The sequence below is a fragment of the Brachymonas sp. KE5 genome (genome assembly GCF_057773645.1).
Window position 1 is genome coordinate 1341816 of the sequence record NZ_CM173463.1, and the last position, 25833, is coordinate 1367648.

Sequence of the window (25833 nt, forward strand, 5' to 3'; positions counted from 1 at the left end):
GCCTGAACCATGGAATTCATTACCTCCAACTTTGCCCCGATCATGTTTGCGGGGTTGATCGTCTTTCTGCTGATCGGCTTCCCGGTTGCCTTCAGCCTGGGAGCCTGCGGGCTGTTCTTCGGCTTCATCGGTATCGAGCTGGGCGTTCTGCCCGCTTCGCTGATGCAGGCCCTGCCCCTGCGTCTGTTCGGCATCATGCAGAACGATACCCTGCTGGCTGTGCCCTTCTTTACGCTGATGGGCCTGATCCTGGAACGCAGCGGCATGGCCGAGGACCTGCTGGATACCGTCGGCCAGGTGTTCGGTCCGATGCGCGGCGGCCTGGCACTTGCCGTGGTGTTCGTGGGCGCCCTGCTGGCCGCAACCACCGGCGTCGTGGCTGCGTCGGTCATTTCCATGGGCCTGATTTCCCTGCCCATCATGCTGCGCTACGGCTACGACCGTCGTCTTGCCAGTGGCGTGATTGCCGCCTCCGGCACGCTGGCGCAGATCATTCCGCCTTCGCTGGTGCTGATCATCATGGCCGACCAGCTGGGGCGCAGCGTGGGCGACATGTACAAGGGCGCCTTCATTCCCGGCTTCATGTTGATGGGCCTGTATGCGGTGTACGTCATCGTGCTCGCGATCTTCAAGCCCTCGCGCGTCCCTGCCCTGCCGCCCGAGGCGCGCATTTACCGCGAGCCCAACGGCAGCGGCGGCTACCAGTCGCTGCTGGTGCTGACCGTGCTGTCCACGCTGGTGGCCGTGTTTCTGGCGCGCCACATGGCCGATATCCATACCTGGATCGAAGGCAAGCCCGTGACCAGCGTGCCCACCGACGAGAAAATCGTCGTCGCCATGTGTGGCGGCGTGTTTGTGGCCTGGGTGATCGCCATGGTCAACAAGGTGACCGGCATGGGCCTGCTGTCCAAGCTGGCCGAGCGCGTGACTTTCGTGCTCATCCCTCCCCTGCTGCTGATCTTCCTGGTGCTGGGTACCATCTTCCTGGGCATTGCCACCCCGACCGAGGGCGGTGCCATGGGCGCCGTGGGTGCCCTGATCATGGCGCTGGCACGCGGCCGCATGAGCTTCGATCTGCTCAAGCAGGCGCTTGCCTCCACCACCAAGCTGGCCAGCTTCGTGATGTTCATCCTGATCGGCGCAACGGTGTTCAGCCTGGTGTTCCAGGGGGCGGACGGCCCGCGCTGGGTGGAGCACCTGTTGTCCGACCTGCCGGGCGGCGCCGTGGGCTTCCTGATCCTGGTGAACGTCATGATCTTCTTCCTGGCGTTCTTCCTGGACTACTTCGAGCTGTCCTTCATCGTGGTGCCGCTGCTGGCCCCCGTTGCTGAAAAACTGGGTATCGACCTGATCTGGTTCGGTGTGCTGCTGGCGGTGAACATGCAGACCTCCTTCCTGCACCCGCCCTTCGGCTTCGCCCTGTTCTTCCTGCGCTCGGTGGCTCCGGCCAAGCCCTATCTGGACAAGGTCACACAGAAGGTCACCCAGCCGGTCACTACCATGCAGATCTACTGGGGTGCCGTGCCCTTCGTGCTGATCCAGCTGATCATGGTGGGCGTGCTGATCGCCTTCCCGGGCTTGGTGACGGGCAACCTGGATGCCAAACAGACCTACGATCTGGACAAGGTCGGTGCGCAAATGCGTGACAGTCTGGGCGCTCCGCCGCTGGAAGGCATGGATGCGCCGGCCGGTGGCACCACCATGCCCACGCCTCCCGCCGGCGGCGGTCTGGCCCCGGCGGACGATCTCGTGCCGACGGATCCGGTGATTGGTGCGCCGGGAGCAGCGTCAGCGGCGAGCGCGCCGGCCCCTGCCCAGGCGCCCGCTCCCGCTCCGGCGGCGAAATCCGGCAGTGCGGATCCGCTGGCTCCGCCTCCGGCCGCTGGCGATGGCAGCGGCTTCAGTGATGATCCGATGGCAGCCATGAAGCGCAGTGTGCCGAAGGCGCAGTAAGCGGCCTTGCCCCCCTCCCCTGCACGCCCCCTCGCGGGGCGTTTTTCATGCCTGGGGTAAAGATCCGCCCACAAAAAAGCCGCCCCGAAGGGCGGCTTGACTCTCCTGAAAGGCCGAAACGGCTTACAGGTTGTTCAGCGTAGCCATGTAGCTGTTGTAGCGGAACTCGGAGAAGCGGTTCCACAGGATCTGGTCACGCTGGAACGCGCGCATGTCCTGGTGCACTTTCTTGAATTCGGGCGACTTGGCCTCGTGCTCGGCGAACACTTCCATGGCGGCCTTGTAGCCGGCGTCCATGATTTCCTTGGAGAACGGCATCAGCTTGGTACCGGCTGCCACCAGATTCTTCAGGGCGATCGGGTTCTTGGCGTCGTACTTGGTGGTCATGTCGCGGGCAGCCACCTTCATGGCCGCAATCACGATGGCCTTGTTGGTCTCGGACAGCGCCTCGAAGGCCTTCTTGTTGACGAAGAACTCCAGGTCTGCGCCACCCTCCCACCAGCCGGGGTAGTAATAGTACGGAGCGACCTTGTTGAAGCCCAGCTTCTCGTCGTCGTACGGGCCGACGAATTCGGTGGCGTCCAGCGTGCCTTTTTCCAGCGCCTGGTACACATCGCCGGCGGGCATGTTCTGCGCCACCACGCCCAGCTTGGCCATGGTTTCACCAAAAATGCCGCCACCCAGACGCATCTTCAGGCCCTGCAGGTCGGCCACGGTCTTGATTTCCTTGCGGTACCAGCCACCCATCTGGGTGCTGGTGTTGCCGGCGCTGGCAGAGAAGAAGTTGTACTTGGCGTAGAACTCGTTCATCAGCTTGCCGCCATTGCCCTGCTCTTTCCAGGAATCCATCTGGCGGGCCGTCAGACCGAAGGGAACGGCGCAGCTGAATGCGAACAGCGGATCCTTGCCGGTGAAGTAGTAGGAAGCGGTCTGGGCCATTTCCACGGTGTTGTTCTGCAAGGCATCCACCACGCCGAAGGCAGGCATCAGCTCGCCAGCCGGGTGCACGGACACCTCGAACTTGCCACCGGACAGTTCCTTGACCGTTTTGGCGAACATTTCGGCGCTGCCGAAGATGGTGTCGAGCGATTTCGGGAAGCTGGAAGCCAGACGCCAGCGCACGGTGTCGCCAGTCTGGACGGCGGGAGCGCCGCCGGAAGCCGCTGCAGCTGCAGGAGCTGCTTCTTCCTTCTTGCCGCAGGCTGCCAGTGCGCCCGCAGCGACGGTAGCGCCAGCAATGCCCAGGTTTTTCACAAGTGAACGACGATCCATTCCAATCTCCGGTTACAACAAGAAACAGTCAAATTTGACTGCAAAATTATACGGTCGACGCTGTCAGTTTCTGTTCAGGGTTTTTTCTTAAGACGCACGTTCGATCGGAGATTTTTGCAGCAGTTCGCCGAAACGGCGCTCCACGCTGGCCCTGATGCCCGCTGCGTCCAAGCCCTGCAACTGCAGCAGCCTGGCCGGATCGCCATGCTCGATGAAGACGTCCGGGAAGCCCAGCTGCAGCACCGGGCAGCCAATGCCCTTCGCCTGCAGGTATTCAAGTACGGCGCTGCCGGCACCCCCCATGATGCAGCCATCCTCGATGGTGACGATGGCATCGTGCGTGCGCGCGACCTCATCCAGCAAAACGTGATCCAGGGGCTTGGCCCAGCGCATGTTGGCCACGGTGGCGTCGAGCTGCTCGGCGGCTTCGAGCGCGGGATACAGCAGCGTGCCGAAAGCCAGCAGTGCAATGCGCTGGCCCTTGCGGCGGATTTCTCCCTTGCCGAACGGCAGGTCTTCCAGGTTGGTGGCCGGCACCGTGCCCACACCAGCGCCGCGCGGATAGCGCACGGTCACCGGGTGATTCTGGCGATAGGCAGTGGTGAGCAGTTGACGGCACTCGGCCTCGTCTGCCGGGCAGGCCACGCTCATGTTGGGAATGCAGCGTGTAAACGCAATGTCGTAGTTGCCGGCGTGGGTAGCACCATCGGCACCCACCAGGCCGGCGCGGTCCAGTGCAAACACCACGGGCAGATTCTGCAGCGCCACGTCATGCACCATCTGGTCGTAGGCGCGCTGCAGGAAGGTGGAATAGATCGCGACCACCGGCTTGAGCCCTTCGCAGGCCAGACCACCGGCAAAGGTCACGGCATGCTGTTCGGCGATGCCGACGTCGTAGTAGCGCTTGGGGAAACGGTGGTGGAATTCCACCATGCCCGAGCCCTCGCGCATGGCCGGCGTGATGCCCACCAGGCGTTCGTCGGCCGCAGCCATGTCGCACAGCCACTGGCCGAACACCTGGGTAAAGGTGGTCTTGGGCGGCGTGGCAGGTTTCTGCAGGCCGATGCTGGGGTCGAACTTGCCGGGACCGTGGTAGGCGATCGGATCGGCCTCGGCCAGCTGGTAGCCCTGCCCCTTGCGCGTGACCACGTGCAGGAACTGCGGACCCTTGAGGTGCTTGATGTTTTCCAGCGTGGGAATCAGCGAATCGAGGTCGTGACCGTCGATGGGGCCGATGTAGTTGAAGCCGAACTTCTCGAACAGCGTGGCCGGCACCACCATGCCCTTGGCCTGCTGTTCCAGACGCTTGGCCAGCGACAGCAGCGGCGGCGCGTTCTTGAGCACGGTCTTGCCGACATTCTTGGCTGCCGCATAGAACTGGCCGCTCATGAGCTGGGCCAGATAGCGGTTGAGCGCACCCACCGGCGGGCTGATGCTCATGTCGTTGTCGTTCAGAATCACCAGCAGGCGGATGTCTTCCTCCACGCCGGCATTGTTCAGTGCCTCGAAGGCCATGCCCGCGGTCATGGCGCCATCGCCGATCACGGCGATGCTGTAGCGCTCGTCCCCCTTCTGGCGCGCGGCAATGGCCATGCCCATGGCGGCCGAGATGCTGGTAGAGGAATGGGCGGTACCGAAAGTGTCGTATTCACTTTCATCACGCCGCGGGAAACCGCTCAGGCCGCCGAGCTGGCGCAGCGTGCCCATGCGGTCGCGGCGACCGGTGAGGATCTTGTGCGGATAGGTCTGGTGGCCGACGTCCCAGACGATGCGGTCTTCGGGCGTGTTGTAGACATAGTGCAGCGCGACCGACAGCTCGACCGTGCCTAGGTTGGAACTCAGGTGCCCGCCGGTTTGCGACACGCTGTCCAGCAGGAATGCCCGCAACTCGTCGGCAAGGGACTGCAACTGCTGGCGCGGCAGATTGCGCAAGTCTTTCGGGGAGTGGATGCTGTCGAGCAATGCGGACATCGAGGAGGAATCCTGAAATTCTTGTAGTCGGGCCTGCCCTGCCCCGTGGCGCGGCGTCATGACACACCGGCCCCGGCTGCGGGCGCATGGCTGAATTGTACCGGTGGGCTGCGGCGCTTCGCTCAGAAAGCGCGTTCAATCACCAGATCGGCCAGGGCCCGCAAGATGTCTGTGCGTTCGAGGCCACTGGCCTGCAGGGCCTGCAGCGCTTCGTCGTGCAGCTGGCGGGCGTAGGCGCGCGAGGCATCCAGGCCCAGCAGCGAGACATAGGTGGGCTTGTCGTTCGCGGCATCCTTGCCGGCAGTCTTGCCCAGGGTCTGCGAGTCGGCTGTCACGTCGAGGATGTCATCGACCACCTGGAAGGCCAGGCCGATGGCGGCGCCATACTGCTGCAGCGCGGTATGGGTATCCGATGATGCATTGCTGCAGGCTGCGCCCATGACCACGCTGGCCTGCAACAGGGCACCCGTCTTGAGGGCGTGCATGCGCTGCAGCTCGGAACGGCTCAGCGCCACGCCGACACTGGCCAGGTCGATGGCCTGGCCGCCGGCCATGCCGTGGCCGCCAGCGGCGCGCGCCAGCAAACGGCAGAGGGTGGCCTGCATGGCGGAGGGAATGTCCTCTTCGGCAGCATCCGGCGTCAGCAGTTCGAAGGCCAGGGCCTGCAGGGCGTCGCCCGCCAGCAGGGCCGTGGCTTCGCCGTAGGCGACATGCACGGTGGGCTTGCCGCGGCGGAGCACATCGTTGTCCATGCAGGGCATGTCGTCGTGCACCAGCGAGTAGGCGTGGATCAGTTCAACGGCACAGGCGCCGCGCAGGGCTGCGGCCCGCAGGCCACCGGTGGCTTCGCAGGCGGCCAGCACCAGCAGCGGGCGCAGGCGCTTGCCGCCGTCGAGCACGGCGTAGCGCATGGCTTCGCCCAGGTCTTTGGGAGCGTCACGCCCTACCCAGTCGGACAGCGCCTGCTCGACGCGGTCGAGCTGCTGCTGCATCCATTGCGCAAATTCGGGAGTGGATGCGCTCATGTGTTGTCCTCTTCCAGGGCACGCGTGCCGATGCCTTGCGAACCGGACTCGAGCACGCGGATCTGGTCCTCCACTGCCGTGAGCTTCTGCTTGCAGAATGCCAGCAGCGCCGCGCCGCGCTGGTAGCTGGCGAGCAATTCGTCGAGCGGGGTCTGGCCCGATTCCAGGGTCTGGACCAGATTCTCGAGTTCGGTCAGCGCTTCTTCGTAGGTATCAGGCAATGGCGTGGCGGTGGAGGGAGGCAGGCTGCTCATCAGGGAGGGACTTCACTTTCGGATGGAAGGATGATTGTACGCCCCGCGCCACGTGGGGCAAGCTGCCCCATCGCCTCGCACGAAGCCCGCCAGCGGCCGCAACAAGGCCTTCAAGCGACTGTCATGTGACATGCATGAAAATCTGTCGCAAAAATCCATAAGATGTTGATTTCCATGCGAAATAGCGGCGTTTTGTGGCGCTCCCGCTGCACAAATCCGGGGGGCGGGATACAATACGCCTTCGCCGGTGGGGGCATGGTGGCATGTGCTTCCTTCGCATGTGGTTCATCCATGCTTCACACCTTTTCGCGCGCCAGCGCACCCTGCCCCTTCATAGGGGGAGTCTCAGGTCAGGACAAGATGTCTGATTTAAGTCTTCAATTACAGCAGGCCACAAGCCAGTTCCCCGTCAGCAGTTATTTCAGCGAGGCGCTTTTCAAGCGTGAACTCGAAACAATATTCGCCCATGGTCCGCGTTACGTGGGCCATGCTGCCGCCGTGCCGAACGTGGGCGACTATTACGCGCTGCCGCAGGAGAACGAAGGCCGTGCACTGGTGCACACGCCCAATGGCATCGAGCTGGTGTCCAACGTCTGCCGCCACCGTCAGGCCGTCATGCTCAAGGGACGCGGCAATCTGGGAGCCGAGGCCGGCGGCAATATCGTCTGCCCGCTGCACCGCTGGACCTACAACAGCAGCGGCAAGCTGCTGGGTGCGCCACATTTCAGCCATGATCCCTGCCTGAACCTGAACAACTACAAGCTGCACAACTGGCACGGCATGCTGTTCGAGGACAACGGCCGCGACATCCACGCGGACCTAGCCAACATGGGGCCGGCGGCCGCACTCGATTTCGACGGCTTCGTGCTGAGCCATGTCGAATCGCATATCTGCAACTACAACTGGAAGACCTTCATCGAGGTCTATCTGGAGGATTACCACGTCGGCCCGTTCCATCCGGGCCTGGGCAACTTCGTCACCTGCGACGATCTGGCCTGGGAGTTCAAGCCCGAGTATTCGGTGCAGACGGTCGGCATTGCCAACCAGCTCAAGAAGCCCGGCAGCGCCGTGTACCAGAAATGGCACGAAGTGCTGATGCAGTACCGCAACGGCGAACTGCCCGAGCATGGCGCCATCTGGCTGACCTACTACCCGCACATCATGGTGGAGTGGTATCCCAACGTGCTGACCGTCTCCACGCTGCACCCGCTGGCCGTGGACAAGACGCTGAACCTGGTGGAGTTCTTCTACCCCGAGGAAATCGCCGCATTCGAGCCGGAATTCATCGAGGCGCAAAAGGCTGCCTATATGGAAACCTGCATCGAGGACGACGAGATCGCCGAGCGCATGGATGCCGGCCGCAAAGCGCTGCTGGAGCGGGGCGACAACGAAGTCGGCCCCTACCAGAGCCCGATGGAAGATGGCATGCAGCATTTCCACGAATGGTATCGCCGCAAGGTGGGCAACCCCGAGGAACTGGCGACCGACGCCCTGCGCTGATCGCCCCGGACCCGCCGCGGTTCCTTACAATAGCCAGCAGACGCCAGCCGCTGCTGGCTATTTTCTTGCCCCCTTCCTTCTACTCCGCAGTTTCTTCATGCAAGCCCTCTGGATGGCGCTCGGCGCCCTGTTCTTCGCCATCATGGGGGTGTGCATCAAGCTGGCGGCGCAGGCGGGCTATGGCACGCTGGAGATCGTGTTCTACCGCGGGCTGACGGGGGTGGTGCTGTTCAGCGCCCTGCTCTGGCTGCGCGGCACTCCGCTGGCCACTCCCGTGCCTTTGCTGCATGTTCGGCGCAATGTGGCGGGCATCACGGCGATGTCGCTGTGGTTCTACGCGATCGGGCATCTGCCGTTTGCCACCTCGATGACACTCAACACCATGAGCAGTGTCTGGCTGGGTACGCTGGTGATCGTGGCTGCATGGTGGAAGACGCGGCGCATTGCCTATCCCTGGCTGTTCGTGGCGGTGCTGTGCGGTTTTGTGGGCGTGGTGCTGCTGCTCAATCCGCGCATGGCAGGCAATGACCCGCTGGCAGCCCTGCTGGGACTGGTTTCGGGAATGATGTCGGCGCTGGCCTATCTGCAAGTGAGCGCGCTGGGGCGTGCCGGTGAACCCGAGACGCGCACGGTGTTCTATTTTTCGCTCGGCACCACGCTGGTGGGACTGGTGGGTACCCTGCTGTTTGCCGGGTTTTCGTTGCTGGAATGGCGCACGGCCTGGCTGCTGCCGGCCACGGGGATCTTTGCCTCGCTGGGCCAGTGGTGCATGACGCGCGCCTACACGCGCGGCTCGACGCTGGTGGTGGCCACCCTGCAGTATCTGGGCATCGTCTATGCTTCGCTGTTCAGCCTGTGGCTGTTCCATGAGCGGCTGGAGCCGGCGGCCTGGCTGGGCATGGTTATCATTGTGCTTTCCGGCATAGCCGCCACCTGGGTGCGTCAGCACCAGGCCATGCAGCAGGCCGCCCGGAATGCAGGCTGACAGCCCCGACCAGAACAATAGCGGAGACACCGATGTACACCACCCTCATCACGCCCACCCAGCTGCACGAACTCCAGAGCCAGGGCAAGCCCCTGATGGTGTTCGACTGCAGCTTCGACCTGATGCAGCCCGATCTGGGCGTGCAGCAGTACCTGGAAGCCCATGTGCCGGGTGCCCTTTATGTGGACCTGGATACCTATCTCAGCTCCAGCGATCCGGACAATGCCGCCAGTGGCGGCCGTCATCCGCTGCCGGTACGCTCGGATTGCGTGCACGCGCTGCGCCGCGTGGGCTTTGCCAACGACATGCAGGCGGTCGTCTATGACCGTAGCGGAAACAATTATTGCGGACGCCTGTGGTGGATCATGAAGTGGCTCGGCCATGACAACGTGGCCGTTCTGGATGGCGGCCTTGCGGCCTGGCAGGAAGCCGGTTACCCGGTGGAATCCGGCCCGCACCCGATCAGCCAGCAGATGGAAAGCGGCGCCTACGCCATGGTGGACAAGCCCTTTGAGCTGAACAAGCCGCTGGTGCGTCTGGTCTCCACCGACGAAGTGGCGCAAAGCCTGGGCAAGGGGGAGTGCACGCTGATCGATTCCCGTGCAGCGGCGCGCTACAGCGGCGAGGAAGAAATGCTCGATCCGGTTGCCGGCCATATTCCGGGCGCGCTGAACCGGCCGTATGCCGAAAACATGGACGCCAGCGGTCGCCTCAAGCCTGCCGAGGTATTGCGCCAGGAATTCGAGGCCCTGCTGGCCGGGCGCGACGCCAGCCGCGTGACCGTGTATTGCGGCAGCGGCGTCAGCGCCATTCCGAACGTGCTGGCGATGGAAATCGCCGGCCTGCCCCGCCCTGCCCTGTATGGCGGCAGCTGGAGCGAGTGGTGCACGACGAAGCCGGAGCTGCCGGTGGAGCGCGGTTGAACTGTGTGCCTGACGCAGCGCGCTCTTGCCCCGGCGAAGCGCGCAGCAATGGAAGAACCGACCCCTGGTGGGGCGGCCCGGTTTCTTTACTGAGCCTGATTCAGGCTACTCCATGCTGGCGGAACCAGGCCAGCATGCGTTTCCAGCCATCCCTGGCTGCCGCCTCGCGGTAGCTCGGACGGTAGTCTGCGTGGAAAGCATGGGGGGCATCCGGATACACGACGAAGCTGCTGGCCGCTGCGGCGCGGTTGCCTTTCGCGCCCGCTTGCTGCAATGCCGTTTTCATGCGCTCAACGGTATCGAGCGGAATCCCGGTATCTGCGCCGCCGTACAGTCCCAGCACCGGACCGTGCAACTGTCCGGCCACATCGACAGGATGGCGCGGTGCCAGCGGTGAGGCATCGCCTGCCAGTCGCCCATACCAGGCCACGCCGGCCTTCACTGCGGGGTTGTGCGCGGCATACAGCCAGGTGATGCGGCCACCCCAGCAGAACCCGGTAATTCCGAGACGCGAGGTATCGCCACCATGTGACGCTGCCCAACGTACCGTGGCATCCAGGTCAGCCATGACCTGGGCATCCGGCACCTTGGCAATCACCTCCCTCATCAGCTTGGGGATTTCGGTGTAGCTGCCTGCATCGCCCTGACGCACGAACAAGGATGGGGCGATGGCCAGATAGCCTTCATGCGCCAGACGGCGGGCCACGTCCGCGATATGCGCATGGACGCCGAAGATTTCGGAGACCACCAGCACGACCGGCAAGTTGCTCTTACCCGCAGCAGCAGCCCGATAGGCCGGCATGGCAAAGCCGTTGATATCGATCAGCACATTGCCGGCGTCCAGTCCGATAGCAGAAGTTTGTTGCTGCGTGGGAGCGGCGCAACCGGATACTGCAGCCGCCAGCACAGCACTCGCGGCGGCAGCGGTTTGCAGCATGCTGCGGCGCGTCGGCTCGGCTGCACCGGTCAGCAGGGTTTCGGCATCCTTTAGCTGGTTCTGGTTCATGCTTTTCTCCTTCCGGGGTTGAAAATCGGGGATCAATCCTTCCTAATCAACTGCATTAACGGGCTGGTGGACTGGAAATGCTCCAGCTAATCCCCCCCCGGCAATAGGCCGGTCAGCGACAGTATGAGGAAAGAGCGCCCCTCCCAGCCCACACTCTGATCAGTGCGCCTGCTCCCAGTTGGGACCGACGCCGATTTCGGCCACCAGCGGCACACGCAGTTCCGCCACGCCGGCCATGATGCGCGGCACTTCGCTGCGCACCCAGTCGACCTCGGCCTCGGGCACCTCGAACACCAGTTCATCGTGCACCTGCAGGATCATGCGGGTGGCGGCCTGGCGCTCGTCCAGCACGCGCTGCACCTCGATCATGCTCATCTTGATCAGGTCGGCGGCCGTGCCCTGCATGGGGGCATTGATGGCGGCGCGCTCGGCGCCAGCGCGGCGCGGGCCATTGGGGCTCTTGATATCGGGCAGGTAGAGGCGGCGGCCAAAGACGGTTTCGACATAGCCCTGCTCGCGTGCCTGGTCACGCGTGCGCTCCATGTATTCACGCACGCCCGGGTAACGCTCAAAGTAGCGCTGGATGTAATTGCGCGCCGCGGTGTTGTCGATGCCGAGCGACTTGGCTAGACCAAAGCTGCTCATGCCGTAAATCAGGCCAAAGTTGATCACCTTGGCGTAGCGGCGCTGTTCGCTGCTGACCTGGTCCGGCGCCACGCCGAACACCTCGGAGGCGGTGGCGCGGTGCACGTCGGCGCCGCTTTCGAAGGCATGGATCAGGGCGGCATCCTGGCTGATGTGGGCCATGATGCGCAGTTCGATCTGGCTGTAGTCGGCACTGGCAATCACGTTGCCGGCGCCGGCGACAAAGGCTTCGCGGATGCGCCGCCCTTCTGCCGTGCGCACGGGGATGTTCTGCAGGTTGGGATCACTGCTGGACAGGCGCCCCGTCACGGCCACGGCCTGTGCGTAGTTGGTGTGCACGCGCCCGGTGCCCGGGTTGGTCATGCCCGCCAGCTTGTCGGTATAGGTGTTCTTCAGCTTGGACAGGCTGCGGTATTCCAGGATGGTGCGCGGCAGCGGAAAATCCTCGGCCAGCTTTTCCAGCACTTCCTCGTCGGTGCTGGGGGCGCCGGTGGAGGTTTTCTTGATGACCGGCAGGCCCAGTTTGGTGAAGAAGATTTCGCCGATCTGCTTGGGGGAACTCAGGTTGAAGCTCTGCTCGGCCATTTCGTGGGCGCTGCGTTCCAGTTCCAGCATGCGCAGGCCGAGCTCGTTGCTCTGTCGCGCGAGTTGCTGGGCGTCGATCTGCACGCCGTTGCGTTCGATGCGGAACAGGATTTCGCTGGCGGCGATCTCCAGTTCATAGATGCGGCGCAGTTTCTCGTCCTGCGCGATCTGCGGCCACAGGGCCTGATGCACCTGCAGGGCAAAATCCGCATCCTCGCAGCCATAGACGGTGGCCTGCCCGACCGGCACCTGGCTGAACGGAATCTGGCTGGCGCCCTTGCCGCACAAATCCTCGTAGCTCAGGCCCTGGCGGCTGATATGGCGCTGAGCCAGGCTTTCCAGGCCATGCGGCTTGTGCGCTTCCAGCACGTAGCTTTGCAGCATGGTGTCATGCGCGTAGCCATGCACCTGGATGCCGTGATTGGCAAAGACATGGCGGTCGTACTTGATGTTCTGGCCGAGCTTGAGCTTGCCGGCATCTTCCAGCCACGGGCGCAGGCGCTGCAGCACCTCGTCCAGCGGGAGCTGTTCAGGGGCATCCGGGGCTTCATGCCCGAGCGGGATGTAGACGGCCTTGCCCGGCTCCACGCTCAGGCTGATGCCCAGGATGCGGGCCTGCATCGGGTTGAGCGAGGTGGTCTCGGTGTCGATGGCGGTGAGCGCAGCCTGGTCGATGCGCGTCAGCCAGGCATCGAAATCCGTCCAGGTGGTGATGGCCTGGTAGTCGGAGGCGTGGCCGGCGCTGTCGGCCCCGCTGGGGCGAGCCTCGCTGAACAGGTCGCCGGTGCCGCCCACGGCAGGCGTAGAGGGAGCAGCAGCGCCCTCTTTCTCCAGCAGGGTCTTGAGCAGGCTTCGGAACTGGAAACGCTCATAGAAAGCGCGCAGTTCCTCGAAGCGGCGGGGATGGCGTGCCAGCTGGCCCAGATCGGGCAAGCCGTGCACATGGCCGCTCAGGTCGCAGTCGGTCTTGATGGTGACCAGCTGGCGGCCAATAGGCAGCCAGTCCAGCGCCTTGCGCAGGTTTTCTCCCACCACGCCTTTCAGCCCGGGCGCCTCCTCGATCAGCTTGTCCAGCGAACCATAGGCATTGAGCCACTTTGCCGCAGTCTTGGGGCCGACCTTATCGACCCCGGGCACGTTGTCGACCGCATCTCCCACCAGCGTCTGATAGTCGATCATCAGCGACGGCGGCACGCCGAATTCGGCGGTGACACCGGCCACGTCGCGCTTCTTGCCCGTCATGGTGTCGATGATGGTGATGTGCTCGTTGACCAGCTGGCTCAGGTCCTTGTCGCCGCTGGAAATGATGACGCGTTTGCCCTGCTGCGCGGCCATGCCGGCCAGCGTGCCGATGATGTCGTCGGCTTCCACCCCCTCGATGCACAGCACGTGCCATCCGAGCAGCCGCACCACCTCATGGATCGGCTCGATCTGGCTGCGCAGGTCGTCGGGCATGGGCGGACGGTGGCCCTTGTAGTCGGGATAGATCTCGTTGCGGAAGGTCTCGCCCTTGGCATCGAACACGCAGACGGCGTAGCGCGTGGGATATTCGCGCTCCAGCGACTGCATCATGTTGATCAGGATGCGCAGCGCACCGGTGGGCTGGCGGGTGCCGTCGGGCAGCGTCACGCTCCAGTCGCCTCCGGCATGGAAGGCCCGGTACAGGTAGCTGGATCCGTCCACCAGCAGCAGGGTGTCGTCGGGCGCGTCCACCACGGGGGCGTTGTCGGGAGAAATCTGTTCTTGCATAGGCCTGCCATTGTGCCTGCAAAGCCCGGTGCGGCAATGCGGCATTCCCCGCCCTGTGCGCGCGGACGGCTGGGGAAAAGCAGTCTTATGCCCTAAAATCGCTGCATTGCGCCCCGTGCGGCGCCCTGTTCCGATCTTTCCAAGCACCATCGCCATGAAAACTCCCCTGTCCGTCTCCATCCTGCTGGCTGCCGCCGTGTTTTCCCATACCGCGTGGACGCAGACGCACGGAGTGGCTGCGGCCAGCGCCCCGGCTGTCGTGTCTGACCAGCCTGGCGTTGCCGAAGGCGACGGCCAGCTGCGCGGTGACCAGCGCATCGAGCGCCTGCACCACCAGGACAGCGGCTCCACCATCGACGAACTGCGCGTGGGTGGCGAATCGCAGATCATCACCGTCAAGCCGAACAACCGCGCACCGGCCTACGAGATCAATCCCGAACGCACCAATCCCACGGCCAACTCCGGCCAGCGCATGTGGAACCTGCTGAAATTCTGATTCTTGCGCGCTTGACTCCACCATGGCTGTATTTACCGAAGTCTCGCTCGAGGCTGCCCGTCCCCTGTTCGAAGAATTGCAACTCGGCACTCTGCTGGAGCTGCGCGGCATCCAGGGCGGCATTGAAAACACCAACTATTTCGCCACGACCGACCGTGGCGAATATGTGCTGACCCTGTTCGAGCGTCTGACGCACGCCCAGCTTCCGTTCTACCTGTACCTGATGCAGCATCTGGCGCTGCGCGGAATCCCCGTGCCGCAGCCGGCGAACAATGCCGAAGGCGAGGTGCTGTTCACCTTGTGCGGCAAGCCCGCTGCCGTGGTCAACAGGCTGGCCGGCAAGAGCCAGCTGCAGCCGCAGGCGGTGCACTGCGCCGCCGTTGGCACCACGCTGGCGCGCATGCATCTGGCCGCCCGCGACTACGAGCGCGAGCAGCCCAACCTGCGCGGCCTGCCCTGGTGGAATGCCACGGCGCCCGAGGTCTATCCGCACATGGACGAGGGTCAGCGTGCGCTGCTGCAATCCGAGCTGGCCTACCAGAACCACATAGCCGCCAGCGCCGCCTATCAGGCCCTGCCGCGCGGCCCGGTGCATGCCGACCTGTTCCGCGACAATGTGATGTTCGACGGAGAGACCCTGACCGGCTGCTTCGATTTCTACTTTGCCGGAGTGGATACCTGGCTGTTCGACCTGGGCGTGTGCATCAATGACTGGTGCATCGACCTGGCGAGCGGTGCACTCGATCCGGCACGCACCCAGGCGCTGCTGGATGCCTATCAGGCAGTACGGCCGCTGGAAGCGGCCGAGCGCGAACTGCTGCCCGCCATGCTGCGTGCCGCGGCACTGCGCTTCTGGGTATCGCGGCTGTGGGATTTCTACCTGCCGCGCGAAGCCAGCATGCTGGTGCCGCATGATCCCACGCACTTCGAGCGCGTGCTGCGCGAGCGCATTGCGCATCCGCTGACGCTGCATACGCCGCAGCATGCCTGAGCAGGCATGGCTGCACGGTTTGTTCCGCACCGCGCCTGACCGGGCCCGGCTGCGGAACCCTGACTGAATTTCTGCCCATGCGACTGAACATCGTCCCTGCCAGCCAGGGCATCCAATGGATGAAGCAAGGCATCGCCACCTTCCGCAAGAAGCCGCTGGCCATGCTCGGACTGTTCTTCATCTTCCTGACCGTGGTGAACCTGCTGTCGCTGATTCCGTGGCTGGGCATCGCCCTGGCGCTGGCCATGCTGCCGGCGGCCACGCTGGGCTTCATGACGGCGGCACGCGAAGTGGCGCAGGGCAACTACCCCATGCCCACCGTGCTGCTCACCGCCTTTCGCGCCGGCCAGCAACGCGTTCACGCCATCGCCGTGCTGGGCATGCTGTATGCCGTGCTGTTCGGCCTGAGCATGGCCGTGACGCAGTGGGTGGACGGCGGCCAGTTCGTGCGCATCTACCTGCTGGGTGAGAGCATCACGCCGGAAGCGCTGCGCGAGCTGATGTCCAAGGGCGATTTCCAGATGGCTGCCATGCTGGCCGGTACGCTCAACGTGGTGATTGCCATGCTGTTCTGGCATGCGCCGGCACTGGTGCACTGGCACGGCGTATCGCCGGTGAAAAGCCTGTTTTTCAGCATTGTGGCCTGCGTGCGCAATTTCCCGGCGTTTTTCGTCTACCTGATGGCCTGGATCGGCCTGACCATGCTGGTGGCGCTGGGCGCCTCGTTGCTGTTCACGGCGGCGGCCGGGCCAGTGATCGGCTCGGTGCTGATGCAGCTGACGCTGATGGTGATCACGGCCATGTTCTTCACGTCGCAGTACTTCAGCTATCTGGACTGCTTTGTCGAGGCGCGCGAGTCGGGCATCGAGGTCTGAGCGATCAGCGTTTGCCTGAGTCCGCGAAGCGCGCCAGGGTGGTCTTGTCTGCCTTGTCCAGCAGACCCTGGCTGCGGGCGCGCTCGATCAGTTCCGGGCGGTGCCGTGCGGTCAGTTGCAGGCTCTGGTCGCGTCGCCAGCGGGCGATGGCGGCATGGTTGCCGCCCAGCAGCACTTCGGGCACACCCTGCCCCTGCCATTGCTCGGGACGCGTGTAGTGCGGGCAGTCCAGCAGGCCATCGAGTGCGGGATTGAAGCTGTCCTGGATATGGCTGGCCTCGTCCTGCAGCACGCCGGGCTGCAGGCGCGCCACGGCATCCAGTAGCGCCACGGCGGCGATCTCGCCGCCCGAAAGCACGAAGTCGCCCAGGCTGAGCTGGTGCGTGACATGGGCATCGACAAAGCGCTGGTCGATGCCTTCGTAGCGGCCGCACAGCAGGATGGCGCCTTCTCCCTCTGCCCATTGCGTGACCACGCCGTGATCCAGCCGCGCGCCGATTGGCGTGAACAGCACCACGGGGGCCTCGCTGCCCTCGGCATCGGCACGGTCCTGGCGGATGGCCTGCAGGCAGCGTGACAGGGGTTCGGCCATCATTACCATGCCGGGGCCACCGCCAAACGGACGGTCGTCCACGCGACGGTAGTTGCCTTCGGCAAAATCCCGCAACTGCCACAGTTTGACCTGCACCTGCCCGCTGGCGTAGGCGCGGCGCGTGACGCCGGCCTCCAGATAGGGCTGGATCAGTTCGGGGAACAGGGTGATGATGTCGAAGCGCATGCGGTGCGATCAGTAGTCGGGCTGCCAGTCGACCACGATGCGCTTGCCGGGCACGTCCACGCTGTCGACGAAAGCATCGACAAAGGGAATCAGGCGCTCCTGCGCCTTGCCTTCGGCATCAGGGCCGGCGTCGAGTACCAGCGTGGTTTGCGGGCCGGTGGCAAGCAGGTCGCGCACGGTGCCCAGGGCCACGCCCTCGCGGTTGCTGACGGCGCAGCCAATCAGGTCGACCCAGTAGTATTCGCCCTCTTCCGGCGGCGGGAAGCTGGAGCGCGGCACCAGGATGCGGGCGCCCTTGAGCAGTTCGGCAGCGTTGCGGTCCATGATGGCGGCGGCGCCGGCCACCAGACCATCGCCATGTTCGCGCACCTGGCGGATCTGCAGCGTGCGGGCGCCCTCGAAATGGCGTGCGCCACGCTCGGCCGGCAGCAGGAACCATTGTTTGGCGCTGAACAAGGCCTCGGGCAGGCTGCTGTAGGGAATGATGCGGAACCAGCCACGCACGCCCCAGGCCTCGCCGATGCGGGCGACCTCGACAGCGTCTTCGGGCAAGGTGGCGGGTTCGAGAATGGAGTTCAGATCAGCGGACATGCGGTGATTGTGTGCGTGCGGAACAGAAAAAACAAAGCCCAGTGGCATGCACTGGGCTTTGCATCAGACCGGCAAGGTCTGTGGAGATCAGGCAGCAGCCTTGGCAGCTTGCTTGACCAGGCGTTCCACGGTGGGAGAAGCCTGGGCGCCAACGCTCTTCCAGTAGGCAATGCGGTCCTGGGCGATACGCAGGCCTTCGGTGCCTTCCTTGGCGCTGGGGTTGTAGAAACCAACGCGCTCGATGAAGCTGCCATCGCGGCGCACGCGCTTGTCGGCAACGACGACGTTGTAGAACGGACGGGCCTTGGAGCCGCTGCGGGAGAGTCGAATAACGACCATGTTGAAATCCTTCGGGTGGTAAAAATTCTTCCAGCGTTTGAGACACGCGACTGGCCACCCGGCCAGCGACACGCTGAAAACATTCAATTATAAAGCCAATCCGGTGCAATGAACAGGCGCAGCCCTGCTTTTTGCCGCTGCGCCCGTCATTTGTGTGGCGGCAAGGTCAAAACGCCCTGCCCACGCTCACTGGAAGATCAGCAGGCTGAGCCAGTACGCGCCTGCCGCCACAACGGCAGCGGCCGGAATGGTCAGGATCCAGGCCCAGACGATGCCGCCGGCCACGCCCCAGCGCACGGCACTGGCGCGCTGCGTGGACCCCACGCCGACGATGGCGCCGGTAATGGTATGCGTGGTCGAGACCGGAATGCCCAGCGCGGTCGCAAAGAACAGCGTGAGGGCCCCGCCGGTTTCGGCGCAGAAGCCCCCTACCGGCTTGAGCTTGGTGATCTTCTGGCCCATGGTGCGCACGATGCGCCAGCCGCCGAACATGGTGCCCAGGGCGATGGCGGCATAGCAGACCAGGATGGTCCAGGTGGGCGGACTGGCTTCGCCGGCCTTGGCGTAGCCGGTGGCAATCAGCAGCATCCAGATGATGCCGATGGTTTTCTGCGCGTCGTTGCCGCCGTGGCCCAAGCTGTAGGCGCCGGCCGAAAGCAGCTGCATCTTGCGGAAATGCTTGTCCACCTTGTAGGGCGAGGTACCGCGGAACAGCCGCGCCACCAGCACCATCATGACCGAGCCCAGCAGGAAGCCCAGCAGCGGAGAGATGACTATGAAGGCCACGGTCTTGCTGATGCCCTGCCAGATCAGGGCGTCGGTGCCGCCCTTGGCCATGACGGCGCCGACGATGCCGCCGATCAGCGCGTGCGAGGAGCTGCTGGGAATGCCGTAGTACCAGGTCAGCAGGTTCCAGCTGATGGCACCGACCAGAGCACCGAATACCACATGGGTATCGACCACCTCGGGCAGGACGATGCCCTTGCCCACAGTGGCCGCCACACTCAGGTGGAAGACGAAAATGGCGATGAAGTTGAAGAAGGCCGCGAACACGACGGCATGGCCGGGACGCAGCACACCGGTGGAAACAACGGTGGCAATGGAGTTGGCTGCATCGTGGAAGCCGTTCATGAAATCGAACAGGACGGCCAGGACCACGAGCATGATTACAACCCACAGCGCGCTTGGGATGACTTCCATGGGAAAGAGTCTTGTATAGGTTGGGGGGTGCAGGGGCAACGCGTGCCCGGTCAGGCGTTTTCCAGCACGATGCCTTCGATCAGCTCGGCAACGTCCTCGCAGCGGTCGGTCACGGCCTCGAGCAGGTCGTACATGGCCTTGAGCTTGATGAGTTCGCGCACGTCCGGCTCTTCGCGGAACAAGCGGCTCATGCCCTGGCGCATCACGTGGTCGGATTCGGACTCGAGCGCATCCACTTCGGCGCACAGCAGCAGCGCCTGCTGGGCAGCATCGCCCTTGCCCAGGCGCATGAGCAGCTTGATGGCCTGGTCCATGCGCTCGCAGCACAGCAGGCTGATTTCGCTGAGCTTGGCCAGCTCGGGGGTAACGGCCTGCAGGTCGTACATGGCCATGGTTTCGGCGCTGTCGCGCAGCAGGTCGATCACGCCGTCCATCAGGCCGATCAGCTGGTGCAACTGCTCCCGGTCGACCGGGGTAATGAAGGTCTTGTGCAGCGCCGTGTTGAACTCGCGCAGGATGGTGTTGGCACGGACTTCGGCATCGCTCACCTTGGCGGCCAGGGCGATGCGGACGTCGCGGTCGGGGTAGTTCACCACGAGCTGACAGAAGTTGCGTGCACCTTCGACGATGCAATCGGCGTGGCGGCTGGTCAGTTCAAAGAAGTTGCCCTCGTGAGGGAGCAGTTTGCTGAATATCATGAATGGGTTGCGGGTGATTTCAGGAGACAATCCCGTCGGCCTTCTTGGAGAGCCAATTTTTACGGTTTTGTGACAAATTTCAAGTTTATCCGTTCTTTTGCGCCGGCCACCAGTTGCCAGATTTTTTCATGTCCCCCAATTTTCCGGATACTGTTTTAACGCCTGACGACGGCACACGCGCGGCCGCATCAGGCGTTGTTATCCTGCATCAGGACGCCCACCTGATCGTGCTGGACAAGCCCGCCAATCTGCTGGCTGTGCCCGGTCGGGGTGAGGAAAACCACGATTCGCTCAGCGTGCGCGTGCAATGCCTGTTTCCGGATGCGCTCATCGTGCACCGCCTGGACATGGGCACGAGCGGGCTGATGGTGATGGCGCGCACCCCGCAAGCCCAGCGCCGGCTGGGCGATGCCTTTGCGCGGCGGCAGGTGCACAAGCGCTATGTGGCGATCGTGCAGGGTCATCTGCAGTCGGTCGGTGATGCCTGGCAAACCATCGATGCGCCCCTGTGCGTGGATTGGCCCAACCGGCCGCGCAGCAGGATCGATCGGGAACATGGCAAGCCGAGCATAACGCACTGGCGCACGGTGCCTGTGCCGGAGGTTTTTCCCGGCCTGGCTGAAGAATTCCTGCGCCCGCAGGGGCTGCACAGCGTGGTCGACCTGGAGCCTGTCACGGGGCGCTCGCACCAGTTGCGCGTGCACCTGCAATCGCTCGGCCATCCGATTGCGGGCGATCTGCTCTATGGCGATGCGGCCAATCAGGCAATGGCGCCGCGCCTGCTGCTGCATGCCTATGCCCTGTCGCTGCCGCATCCGGAGACCGGGGCGCTGATGCACTGGCATTGCCCTGCCCGCTTCGATCTGCTGGAGGGATTGCCGCAATATCGCACGGTGCAAGTCCCCCCGGCACAGAGGGGTTTGAACACTCCCCCATAAATGGGGCCACAATTCACTCCATGCAGGTATTGAACGACGTATCTTCTTCCTCCCGCCATCAGGACTCGCGCCGGCTTGTGGACCGCTTTGGCCGCAGCATCGATTACCTGCGCGTGTCGGTCACCGACCGCTGCGATCTGCGCTGCTCCTACTGCATCCCCAAGGGCTTCCGCGATTTCGAGGAGCCGGAGAACTGGCTGACCTTTGACGAGCTCACGCGTGTGGTGGCTGCCTTTGCGCGTCTGGGTACCACGCGTTTCCGCCTGACCGGTGGCGAGCCGCTGCTGCGCCGCAATCTGCCGGATCTGGCGCGGCGCATTTCGGCGCTGCCGAATGTAGAGGATCTTTCGCTCACCACCAATGGCACGCAGTTGGGCAAGCATGCCAAAGCCTTGCGCGAAGCAGGCGTGATGCGGCTGAACGTAAGCCTGGATTCGCTGCGCGGCGAATGCGTCGAGCAGATCACCGGCAGCGACAGCCTGCAGAAGGTACTGGACGGCCTGCGCAACGCGCGCGAGGCGGGCTTTGACCGCATCAAGATCAACATGGTGCCGATGCAGGGCGTGAACGATGGCGATATCGACGCCATGGTGGCCTTCTGCATGGAAAACGGCTTTGTGCTGCGCATGATCGAGGCCATGCCGATGGGCCATACCGGGCAGGACACGCAGGGCCTTTCGCTGACCGCCCTGCTCTCGCAACTGGAGAAGAAATACGAACTGGTGCCGACCACGGTGCGGCTGGGCGGTGGTCCGGCACGCTACTGGGTGAGCCCCGGTACCGGATTCACGCTGGGCCTGATCACGCCGATTTCGCAGCACTTCTGCGAAACCTGCAACCGGGTACGCCTGTCGGTGGATGGCACGCTCTATATGTGCCTGGGGCAGGATGAAAGTTTCGAACTGCGCCCCTTGCTGCGTGCGGGTTGCAGCGACGAGGAACTGGAAGCCGCCATCCGTGAAGCCATCGAACTCAAGCCGGAGCGGCACGAGTTTGTCGAGCGGCCGGAAAAAACCGTCCGCTTCATGTCGATGACGGGCGGCTGAGCCCGCTGCTTCTTCGAAGCTTGTGCACCGCCGCGATCCTGCGGCGGGCCACTGCGCTTACTTCTTCTTCGGCCGGAAGGCGTTGACGACCTCGCTGCGGGTGTCGATATAGGGGCCGCCCATCAGTTCGATGCAGTACGGCACCGAGGCGAAGATGCCATGCACCACCACCTGGCCGTCGGCGTTCTTCACGCCTTCCAGTGTTTCCTGGATGGCCTTGGGACGGCCCGGCAGGTTCAGGATCAGGCTGGTACCGCGGATCACGCCCACCTGGCGCGACAGGATGGCGGTGGGAACGTAGTACAGGCTGACCTGGCGCATCTGTTCGCCAAAGCCTGGCATGACGCGGTCCGCCACCGCCAGCGTGGCTTCGGGCGTGACGTCGCGCGGTGCCGGGCCGGTTCCGCCCGTGGTCAGGACCAGGGCGCAGCCTTCCTGGTCGGCCAGGGTGCGCAGGGTGTGCTCGATGACGGGCTGCTCATCGGGGATCAGGCGCTCGACAAATTCAACCGGGTTGCGCAGGGCACGTTCCAGCCAGGCGCGCAGCGAAGGCAGGCCTTCGTCCTGATAGACGCCGCTGCTGGCGCGATCGCTGACCGAGACGAGTCCGATGCGGATGACGGGCAGGTTTTCCATCAGAACCATCCTTTTCCTGGCAGGGGGTAGATCGTGACCGGATCGCCGACGGCGACCGGGGTGTCAGGGGTGATTTCGGCCAGGACGTTGGCCTGCACGCAGGCCGAGAGCATGGCGGAGCCCTGTCCTTGCAGCGCGTTGACGTGCCAGCGGCCATCGGGGCCGGCATGGGCCACGGCGCGCAGGAATTCGCGGCGCGGCTCGCGCTTGGTGCGCTCGAAGCCGGACACAGCCTGCACGGCCAGCGGTTCGGGCTGTGGCATGCCCTGCAGCTTGCGCAGCGCCGGGGCAACCAGCATGAAGAAGGTGACGAAGGTCGCGACCGGGTTGCCCGGCAGCATGAAGACATGCGCGTGTCCGGCACGGCCCCAGGCGAAGGGCTTGCCGGGCTTGATGGCGAGTTTCCAGACGTCGAGCTGCCCGATGTCGGCGAGGGCGGCACGGATATGGTCTTCTTCCCCCACGGAGACACCGCCGCTGGTCAGGATCACGTCGGCCTGCTGCGAGGCGGCCTGCAGGCGTTCGCGCGTGACGGCGGCGTTGTCGGGCAGGCATTCGCTGGACACCACCTCGACCGGCATGCCGGCCAGCCAGGCAAGCATCTGGTAGCGGTTGGCGTCGAAGATCTGGCCGGGGGCGAGTTCGGTGCCCGGTTCACGCAGTTCGTTGCCGCTCGAGAATACCGCCACACGCAAGGGGCGCAGCACCGGCAGCGTCGCATGGCCCTGGCTGGCGGCGAGTGCGACGGCGGCCGGATCGAGCAGCGTGCCCTGCGGCAGCAGCACGCCGCCAGCCGCGTATTCTTCGGCGCGATGGCGGATATGGGAGCCCACAGGGGCCGGTTTGGTCAGGACCACCGCTTCGCCCTCGGTCTGCACGTCCTCCTGTGCAACCACGGCGGTGGTACCGGCAGGGACCGGAGCGCCGGTGAAAATGCGTGCGGCCTGGCCGGGCTGCAGCGTCAGGGAGGTGCTTTCGCCGGCGGCGATACGGCCAGCCAGCGTGAAGCGTGTGCCGTTGCCATCGGGATCAGCCAGGGCGTAGCCGTCCATGGCGCTGTTGTCGAATTGCGGAGTGTCGTGCAGCGCGGGCAAGTCGGCGGCCAGCACATGGCCGCAGGCCTGCGCCAGCGGAACGGACATCGTGTCGGAGATCGGCTGCAGGGACGCCAGCAGCTGACGCAGGGCGTCGTGGTAGTCAAGCATCATGGGATAACAGGTGTTCGAGTTGAAGCAAGGCGGCAGGGTCGTTGGCGTTGGCAAACGCTGCTGCATCGTCGAAGGCAACGGCTTGTGCGGCGCGGCTGGCGATCCAGCCGCGCAGGCTGCGCTGGCCGGAGGCCAGATACGCCGGAACGCTGGCCAGTGTCGCGCATTTTGCCAGCGCCATGGCGGGTTGCGGGCGATCGCCGCATTGCGGGTAGGCGATTTCAAGCGCGGGGTTCTGCTGCAGAGTGGCGAGCAGATCGTGCACCAGATGGCCGGGGAGCAGCGGTGCGTCGCAGGGGGCCAGTTGCACGTAGCCGGGGGTATGCGCCAGCGTGGCAGCCAGAGAGGCAAGTGCAGCCATGGGGCCCATGCCCTGCCAACGGGTTTCGTCCGTATGCACCGGATAGCCGAGGGCGGCGTAATCGGGCAGGTTGCGGTTGGCGCTGATCAGCAATTGCTGCACCTGCGGGCGCAGGCGCGCGATCACGTGATGCATCAGGGGCTGGCCGGCAAGCCGGGTCATGCCCTTGTCCTGACCCCCCATGCGCCGCCCTTCTCCTCCCGCAAGGATGAGTGCGGTGACCGGCAATGCGTCAGACATCGTTGATGCGTACCGGTGAAGCGGCAGCGGCAAGCGCTCTGCCCGGGGTGCTTGAGAAAGCCTGCTGCAATGTCATTGCGGTCCGGCCTCGTCGCTCCAGCGCGCGCGCGCGGCATCGTCGCTATCCTTGGCAGCCACCCAGCTGGTGCTGCCGTCGGCAAACTCCTCGCGCTTCCAGAACGGCGCTTCGGTCTTGAGGTAGTCCATCAGGTATTCGGCGGCGGCGAAGGCGGCGCGGCGGTGGCCCGAAGAGACCAGTACCAGTACGATGCCTTCACCCGGTTGCAGACGGCCCACGCGGTGCACCACGCGACAGGCGGTAACCGGCCAGCGCGCGCCGGCCTGACGGGCGATGCGTTCGATTTCGCTTTCGGTGACGCCGGGGTAGTGCTCGAGATGCAGGGCGGCCAGCGCATCGGCCTGGTCGTGCGCGCGCACCATGCCCTGGAATGCGACGAGTGCACCGGCATCCCCGGCATGCTGGCGCAGCGCCTGCTCTTCGGCACCAAGGTCAAAGGCCTGCTGCTGGACGGAAACGGTCAGCCACATGCTCAGCCTCCGGTAACGGGCGGCAGGATGCCGACTTCGGCACCATCGGGCACGGGCATTTCGCCATAGGCCATCTGGCGGTTGAGGGCCATGCGGAAGACCTGGCCGGGCGCCAGCGCCTCGGCCCATTGCGGGCCACGCTCGCGCAGGTGCTGCAGCAGCGCATCGGTGCTGCCGCCGTTCCACTCCAGTTCTTCGCTGTCGCGGCCGACGCGGTCGCGCAGCACGCCAAAATACAGAATCCGGATCATCTCGCTCCCTGATCGGTTGAGGACATGCCGGCCATCATAGGCGAAAGGCTGCGGCCCTTCACTCCGCCGGGCTGCCAGCAGGCTCCTTCGTTCGGCGTAGCTCCGGCGCGGGTGCCCTACTTCCTCCGGCGGGGACATGTCTTGTCTTGCAGCCCTGGGAGCGGTGTTGTGGCCCACCTGGGGGCAGCTGCGTGGAACAAGCCACTACACTAGGGCGCTACGCAACCCTTGCTACTGGAACCTCATGTCTTCCCTCACCCATTTCGATGCCACCGGCCAGGCCCACATGGTGGACGTGGGCGAAAAAGCGGAAACCCGCCGCCGCGCCACCGCCACTGGCCATATCACCATGCTGCCCGAGACCTTTGCCCTGCTCGACCAGGGGCAGGCGAAGAAAGGCGATGTGCTGGGCGTGGCGCGCTTGGCGGCCATCCAGGGCACCAAGCACACCGCCCTGCTGATTCCGCTCTGCCATCCGCTGGCGCTGACGCATGTGGGGGTGGAATTCGAGAAGGAGGTTGCACTGCACCGGGTGCATATCCGTGTGACGACGGAAACGGTGGGCCGCACGGGCGTGGAAATGGAGGCACTGTCCGGTGCCATGGCCGGACTGCTGACCGTGTACGACATGCTCAAGGCCGTGGACCGCGGCATGCGCATCGATGGCGTGCGACTGCTGGAAAAGCTGGGCGGCAAGAGCGGGCACTGGCAGGCAGGGGAAGGTGCTGCCGGCTGAACAATCCTGCTGGGGTCAATGACGCCCGGTAA

At 64.5% G+C, this 25833-nt stretch carries 26 protein-coding genes; 10 read left to right on the forward strand and 16 right to left on the reverse strand.

Going from position 1 to position 25833, the window contains the following annotated elements:
- Window positions 1-9 precede the first annotated feature (9 nt).
- Window positions 10-1953, forward strand: a complete 1944-nt coding sequence (locus ACX36O_RS06375) for a TRAP transporter large permease (RefSeq protein WP_213360596.1) — start codon at window positions 10-12, stop codon at window positions 1951-1953.
- A 123-nt stretch (window positions 1954-2076) separates the two neighbouring features.
- Here ACX36O_RS06375 and ACX36O_RS06380 read toward each other — a convergent pair whose 3' ends face one another.
- From ACX36O_RS06380 to xseB, 4 genes are all read right to left on the reverse strand, one after another.
- The gene (locus ACX36O_RS06380) at window positions 2077-3225 is read right to left on the reverse strand and encodes a TRAP transporter substrate-binding protein (protein ID WP_213360597.1); all 1149 of its coding nucleotides are present in this window, start codon (window positions 3223-3225) and stop codon (window positions 2077-2079) included.
- Window positions 3226-3312: 87 nt separating this feature from the next.
- Window positions 3313-5196, reverse strand: coding sequence for a 1-deoxy-D-xylulose-5-phosphate synthase (gene dxs / locus ACX36O_RS06385; RefSeq protein WP_213360598.1), 1884 nt, complete (start codon window positions 5194-5196; stop codon window positions 3313-3315).
- A gap of 122 nt (window positions 5197-5318) precedes the next feature.
- A complete protein-coding gene (locus ACX36O_RS06390; RefSeq protein WP_213360599.1) occupies window positions 5319-6221 on the reverse strand; it encodes a polyprenyl synthetase family protein in 903 nt (300 codons plus the stop codon).
- Window positions 6218-6475, reverse strand: a complete 258-nt coding sequence (gene xseB, locus ACX36O_RS06395) for an exodeoxyribonuclease VII small subunit (protein WP_213360601.1) — start codon at window positions 6473-6475, stop codon at window positions 6218-6220. Before xseB ends, ACX36O_RS06390 begins: the two co-directional genes overlap by 4 nt.
- 360 nt (window positions 6476-6835) lie before the next feature.
- Between xseB and ACX36O_RS06400 the strand changes: the two genes are divergently transcribed.
- From ACX36O_RS06400 to ACX36O_RS06410, 3 genes are all read left to right on the forward strand, one after another.
- Entirely contained in the window at window positions 6836-7975 is a 1140-nt protein-coding gene (locus ACX36O_RS06400; protein WP_213360603.1) for an aromatic ring-hydroxylating oxygenase subunit alpha, read from the forward strand.
- A gap of 97 nt (window positions 7976-8072) precedes the next feature.
- On the forward strand, window positions 8073-8960 hold the full coding sequence (locus ACX36O_RS06405) for a DMT family transporter (RefSeq protein WP_213360605.1): 888 nt from the start codon (window positions 8073-8075) through the stop codon (window positions 8958-8960).
- 32 nt (window positions 8961-8992) lie between these two features.
- Window positions 8993-9883: a sulfurtransferase gene (locus ACX36O_RS06410; RefSeq protein ID WP_213360606.1), complete on the forward strand. Its 891-nt coding sequence runs from the start codon at window positions 8993-8995 to the stop codon at window positions 9881-9883.
- A 100-nt stretch (window positions 9884-9983) separates the two neighbouring features.
- Here ACX36O_RS06410 and ACX36O_RS06415 read toward each other — a convergent pair whose 3' ends face one another.
- Both ACX36O_RS06415 and polA read right to left on the reverse strand, forming a co-directional pair.
- Window positions 9984-10889, reverse strand: coding sequence for a dienelactone hydrolase family protein (locus ACX36O_RS06415; RefSeq protein WP_371686414.1), 906 nt, complete (start codon window positions 10887-10889; stop codon window positions 9984-9986).
- Between the two features lie 159 nt (window positions 10890-11048).
- The gene (polA, locus tag ACX36O_RS06420) at window positions 11049-13868 is read right to left on the reverse strand and encodes a DNA polymerase I (protein WP_213360608.1); all 2820 of its coding nucleotides are present in this window, start codon (window positions 13866-13868) and stop codon (window positions 11049-11051) included.
- A 154-nt stretch (window positions 13869-14022) separates the two neighbouring features.
- Here polA and ACX36O_RS06425 point away from each other — a divergent pair, with 154 nt between their 5' ends.
- The 3 genes from ACX36O_RS06425 (at window position 14023) to ACX36O_RS06435 (ending at window position 16230) form a co-directional block, all read left to right on the forward strand.
- Window positions 14023-14364, forward strand: coding sequence for a hypothetical protein (locus ACX36O_RS06425; protein WP_213360609.1), 342 nt, complete (start codon window positions 14023-14025; stop codon window positions 14362-14364).
- A gap of 22 nt (window positions 14365-14386) precedes the next feature.
- The gene (locus ACX36O_RS06430; RefSeq protein ID WP_213360610.1) at window positions 14387-15355 is read left to right on the forward strand and encodes a homoserine kinase; all 969 of its coding nucleotides are present in this window, start codon (window positions 14387-14389) and stop codon (window positions 15353-15355) included.
- 77 nt (window positions 15356-15432) lie between these two features.
- Window positions 15433-16230: a BPSS1780 family membrane protein gene (locus ACX36O_RS06435; protein WP_371686415.1), complete on the forward strand. Its 798-nt coding sequence runs from the start codon at window positions 15433-15435 to the stop codon at window positions 16228-16230.
- Window positions 16231-16234: 4 nt separating this feature from the next.
- Here the strand turns inward: ACX36O_RS06435 and trmD are convergent, their stop codons facing one another.
- The 5 genes from trmD to ACX36O_RS06460 form a co-directional block, all read right to left on the reverse strand.
- On the reverse strand, window positions 16235-17008 hold the full coding sequence (gene trmD / locus ACX36O_RS06440) for a tRNA (guanosine(37)-N1)-methyltransferase TrmD (protein ID WP_213360614.1): 774 nt from the start codon (window positions 17006-17008) through the stop codon (window positions 16235-16237).
- A 9-nt stretch (window positions 17009-17017) separates the two neighbouring features.
- Window positions 17018-17599, reverse strand: coding sequence for a ribosome maturation factor RimM (rimM, locus tag ACX36O_RS06445; protein WP_371686416.1), 582 nt, complete (start codon window positions 17597-17599; stop codon window positions 17018-17020).
- 87 nt (window positions 17600-17686) lie between these two features.
- The gene (rpsP, locus tag ACX36O_RS06450) at window positions 17687-17938 is read right to left on the reverse strand and encodes a 30S ribosomal protein S16 (RefSeq protein WP_213360616.1); all 252 of its coding nucleotides are present in this window, start codon (window positions 17936-17938) and stop codon (window positions 17687-17689) included.
- Window positions 17939-18124: 186 nt separating this feature from the next.
- Window positions 18125-19138: an inorganic phosphate transporter gene (locus ACX36O_RS06455; protein WP_213360617.1), complete on the reverse strand. Its 1014-nt coding sequence runs from the start codon at window positions 19136-19138 to the stop codon at window positions 18125-18127.
- Window positions 19139-19188: 50 nt separating this feature from the next.
- Window positions 19189-19836, reverse strand: coding sequence for a DUF47 domain-containing protein (locus ACX36O_RS06460; protein ID WP_213360618.1), 648 nt, complete (start codon window positions 19834-19836; stop codon window positions 19189-19191).
- 128 nt (window positions 19837-19964) lie between these two features.
- Between ACX36O_RS06460 and ACX36O_RS06465 the strand changes: the two genes are divergently transcribed.
- Together ACX36O_RS06465 and moaA are read left to right on the forward strand one after the other, a co-directional pair.
- Window positions 19965-20774, forward strand: a complete 810-nt coding sequence (locus tag ACX36O_RS06465) for an RluA family pseudouridine synthase (RefSeq protein ID WP_213360619.1) — start codon at window positions 19965-19967, stop codon at window positions 20772-20774.
- A gap of 20 nt (window positions 20775-20794) precedes the next feature.
- A complete protein-coding gene (gene moaA, locus ACX36O_RS06470) occupies window positions 20795-21820 on the forward strand; it encodes a GTP 3',8-cyclase MoaA (protein ID WP_213360620.1) in 1026 nt (341 codons plus the stop codon).
- Between the two features lie 57 nt (window positions 21821-21877).
- On the opposite strand, the gene mog is transcribed toward moaA, so the two are convergent.
- From mog to ACX36O_RS06495, 5 genes are all read right to left on the reverse strand, one after another.
- Window positions 21878-22456, reverse strand: a complete 579-nt coding sequence (gene mog / locus ACX36O_RS06475; protein WP_213360621.1) for a molybdopterin adenylyltransferase — start codon at window positions 22454-22456, stop codon at window positions 21878-21880.
- Complete coding sequence (locus ACX36O_RS06480; RefSeq protein ID WP_213360622.1) at window positions 22456-23664, reverse strand: molybdopterin molybdotransferase MoeA; 1209 nt, start codon at window positions 23662-23664, stop codon at window positions 22456-22458. The genes mog and ACX36O_RS06480 overlap by 1 nt, the downstream gene beginning before the upstream one ends.
- Window positions 23654-24265: a molybdenum cofactor guanylyltransferase MobA gene (gene mobA, locus ACX36O_RS06485; protein WP_371686417.1), complete on the reverse strand. Its 612-nt coding sequence runs from the start codon at window positions 24263-24265 to the stop codon at window positions 23654-23656. The genes ACX36O_RS06480 and mobA overlap by 11 nt, the downstream gene beginning before the upstream one ends.
- Before the next feature lie 72 nt (window positions 24266-24337).
- The gene (locus ACX36O_RS06490; protein ID WP_213360626.1) at window positions 24338-24814 is read right to left on the reverse strand and encodes a molybdenum cofactor biosynthesis protein MoaE; all 477 of its coding nucleotides are present in this window, start codon (window positions 24812-24814) and stop codon (window positions 24338-24340) included.
- 2 nt (window positions 24815-24816) lie between these two features.
- The gene (locus tag ACX36O_RS06495; protein WP_250131000.1) at window positions 24817-25065 is read right to left on the reverse strand and encodes a MoaD/ThiS family protein; all 249 of its coding nucleotides are present in this window, start codon (window positions 25063-25065) and stop codon (window positions 24817-24819) included.
- A 244-nt stretch (window positions 25066-25309) separates the two neighbouring features.
- On the opposite strand from ACX36O_RS06495, the gene moaC reads away from it, so the two are divergent.
- Window positions 25310-25801: a cyclic pyranopterin monophosphate synthase MoaC gene (moaC, locus tag ACX36O_RS06500; protein ID WP_213360628.1), complete on the forward strand. Its 492-nt coding sequence runs from the start codon at window positions 25310-25312 to the stop codon at window positions 25799-25801.
- Window positions 25802-25833: the final 32 nt, after the last annotated feature.

What these genes read in the sequence shown, in the direction of transcription:
- ACX36O_RS06375 (WP_213360596.1), top strand. Translation starts at nt 10, where the DNA reads ATGGAATTCATTACCTCCAACTTTGCCCCGATCATGTTTGCGGGGTTG.
- ACX36O_RS06380 (WP_213360597.1), bottom strand. Translation starts at nt 3,225, where the DNA reads ATGGATCGTCGTTCACTTGTGAAAAACCTGGGCATTGCTGGCGCTACC.
- dxs (WP_213360598.1), bottom strand. Translation starts at nt 5,196, where the DNA reads ATGTCCGCATTGCTCGACAGCATCCACTCCCCGAAAGACTTGCGCAAT.
- ACX36O_RS06390 (WP_213360599.1), bottom strand. Translation starts at nt 6,221, where the DNA reads ATGAGCGCATCCACTCCCGAATTTGCGCAATGGATGCAGCAGCAGCTC.
- xseB (WP_213360601.1), bottom strand. Translation starts at nt 6,475, where the DNA reads ATGAGCAGCCTGCCTCCCTCCACCGCCACGCCATTGCCTGATACCTAC.
- ACX36O_RS06400 (WP_213360603.1), top strand. Translation starts at nt 6,836, where the DNA reads ATGTCTGATTTAAGTCTTCAATTACAGCAGGCCACAAGCCAGTTCCCC.
- ACX36O_RS06405 (WP_213360605.1), top strand. Translation starts at nt 8,073, where the DNA reads ATGCAAGCCCTCTGGATGGCGCTCGGCGCCCTGTTCTTCGCCATCATG.
- ACX36O_RS06410 (WP_213360606.1), top strand. Translation starts at nt 8,993, where the DNA reads ATGTACACCACCCTCATCACGCCCACCCAGCTGCACGAACTCCAGAGC.
- ACX36O_RS06415 (WP_371686414.1), bottom strand. Translation starts at nt 10,889, where the DNA reads ATGAACCAGAACCAGCTAAAGGATGCCGAAACCCTGCTGACCGGTGCA.
- polA (WP_213360608.1), bottom strand. Translation starts at nt 13,868, where the DNA reads ATGCAAGAACAGATTTCTCCCGACAACGCCCCCGTGGTGGACGCGCCC.
- ACX36O_RS06425 (WP_213360609.1), top strand. Translation starts at nt 14,023, where the DNA reads ATGAAAACTCCCCTGTCCGTCTCCATCCTGCTGGCTGCCGCCGTGTTT.
- ACX36O_RS06430 (WP_213360610.1), top strand. Translation starts at nt 14,387, where the DNA reads ATGGCTGTATTTACCGAAGTCTCGCTCGAGGCTGCCCGTCCCCTGTTC.
- ACX36O_RS06435 (WP_371686415.1), top strand. Translation starts at nt 15,433, where the DNA reads ATGCGACTGAACATCGTCCCTGCCAGCCAGGGCATCCAATGGATGAAG.
- trmD (WP_213360614.1), bottom strand. Translation starts at nt 17,008, where the DNA reads ATGCGCTTCGACATCATCACCCTGTTCCCCGAACTGATCCAGCCCTAT.
- rimM (WP_371686416.1), bottom strand. Translation starts at nt 17,599, where the DNA reads ATGTCCGCTGATCTGAACTCCATTCTCGAACCCGCCACCTTGCCCGAA.
- rpsP (WP_213360616.1), bottom strand. Translation starts at nt 17,938, where the DNA reads ATGGTCGTTATTCGACTCTCCCGCAGCGGCTCCAAGGCCCGTCCGTTC.
- ACX36O_RS06455 (WP_213360617.1), bottom strand. Translation starts at nt 19,138, where the DNA reads ATGGAAGTCATCCCAAGCGCGCTGTGGGTTGTAATCATGCTCGTGGTC.
- ACX36O_RS06460 (WP_213360618.1), bottom strand. Translation starts at nt 19,836, where the DNA reads ATGATATTCAGCAAACTGCTCCCTCACGAGGGCAACTTCTTTGAACTG.
- ACX36O_RS06465 (WP_213360619.1), top strand. Translation starts at nt 19,965, where the DNA reads ATGTCCCCCAATTTTCCGGATACTGTTTTAACGCCTGACGACGGCACA.
- moaA (WP_213360620.1), top strand. Translation starts at nt 20,795, where the DNA reads ATGCAGGTATTGAACGACGTATCTTCTTCCTCCCGCCATCAGGACTCG.
- mog (WP_213360621.1), bottom strand. Translation starts at nt 22,456, where the DNA reads ATGGAAAACCTGCCCGTCATCCGCATCGGACTCGTCTCGGTCAGCGAT.
- ACX36O_RS06480 (WP_213360622.1), bottom strand. Translation starts at nt 23,664, where the DNA reads ATGATGCTTGACTACCACGACGCCCTGCGTCAGCTGCTGGCGTCCCTG.
- mobA (WP_371686417.1), bottom strand. Translation starts at nt 24,265, where the DNA reads ATGTCTGACGCATTGCCGGTCACCGCACTCATCCTTGCGGGAGGAGAA.
- ACX36O_RS06490 (WP_213360626.1), bottom strand. Translation starts at nt 24,814, where the DNA reads ATGTGGCTGACCGTTTCCGTCCAGCAGCAGGCCTTTGACCTTGGTGCC.
- ACX36O_RS06495 (WP_250131000.1), bottom strand. Translation starts at nt 25,065, where the DNA reads ATGATCCGGATTCTGTATTTTGGCGTGCTGCGCGACCGCGTCGGCCGC.
- moaC (WP_213360628.1), top strand. Translation starts at nt 25,310, where the DNA reads ATGTCTTCCCTCACCCATTTCGATGCCACCGGCCAGGCCCACATGGTG.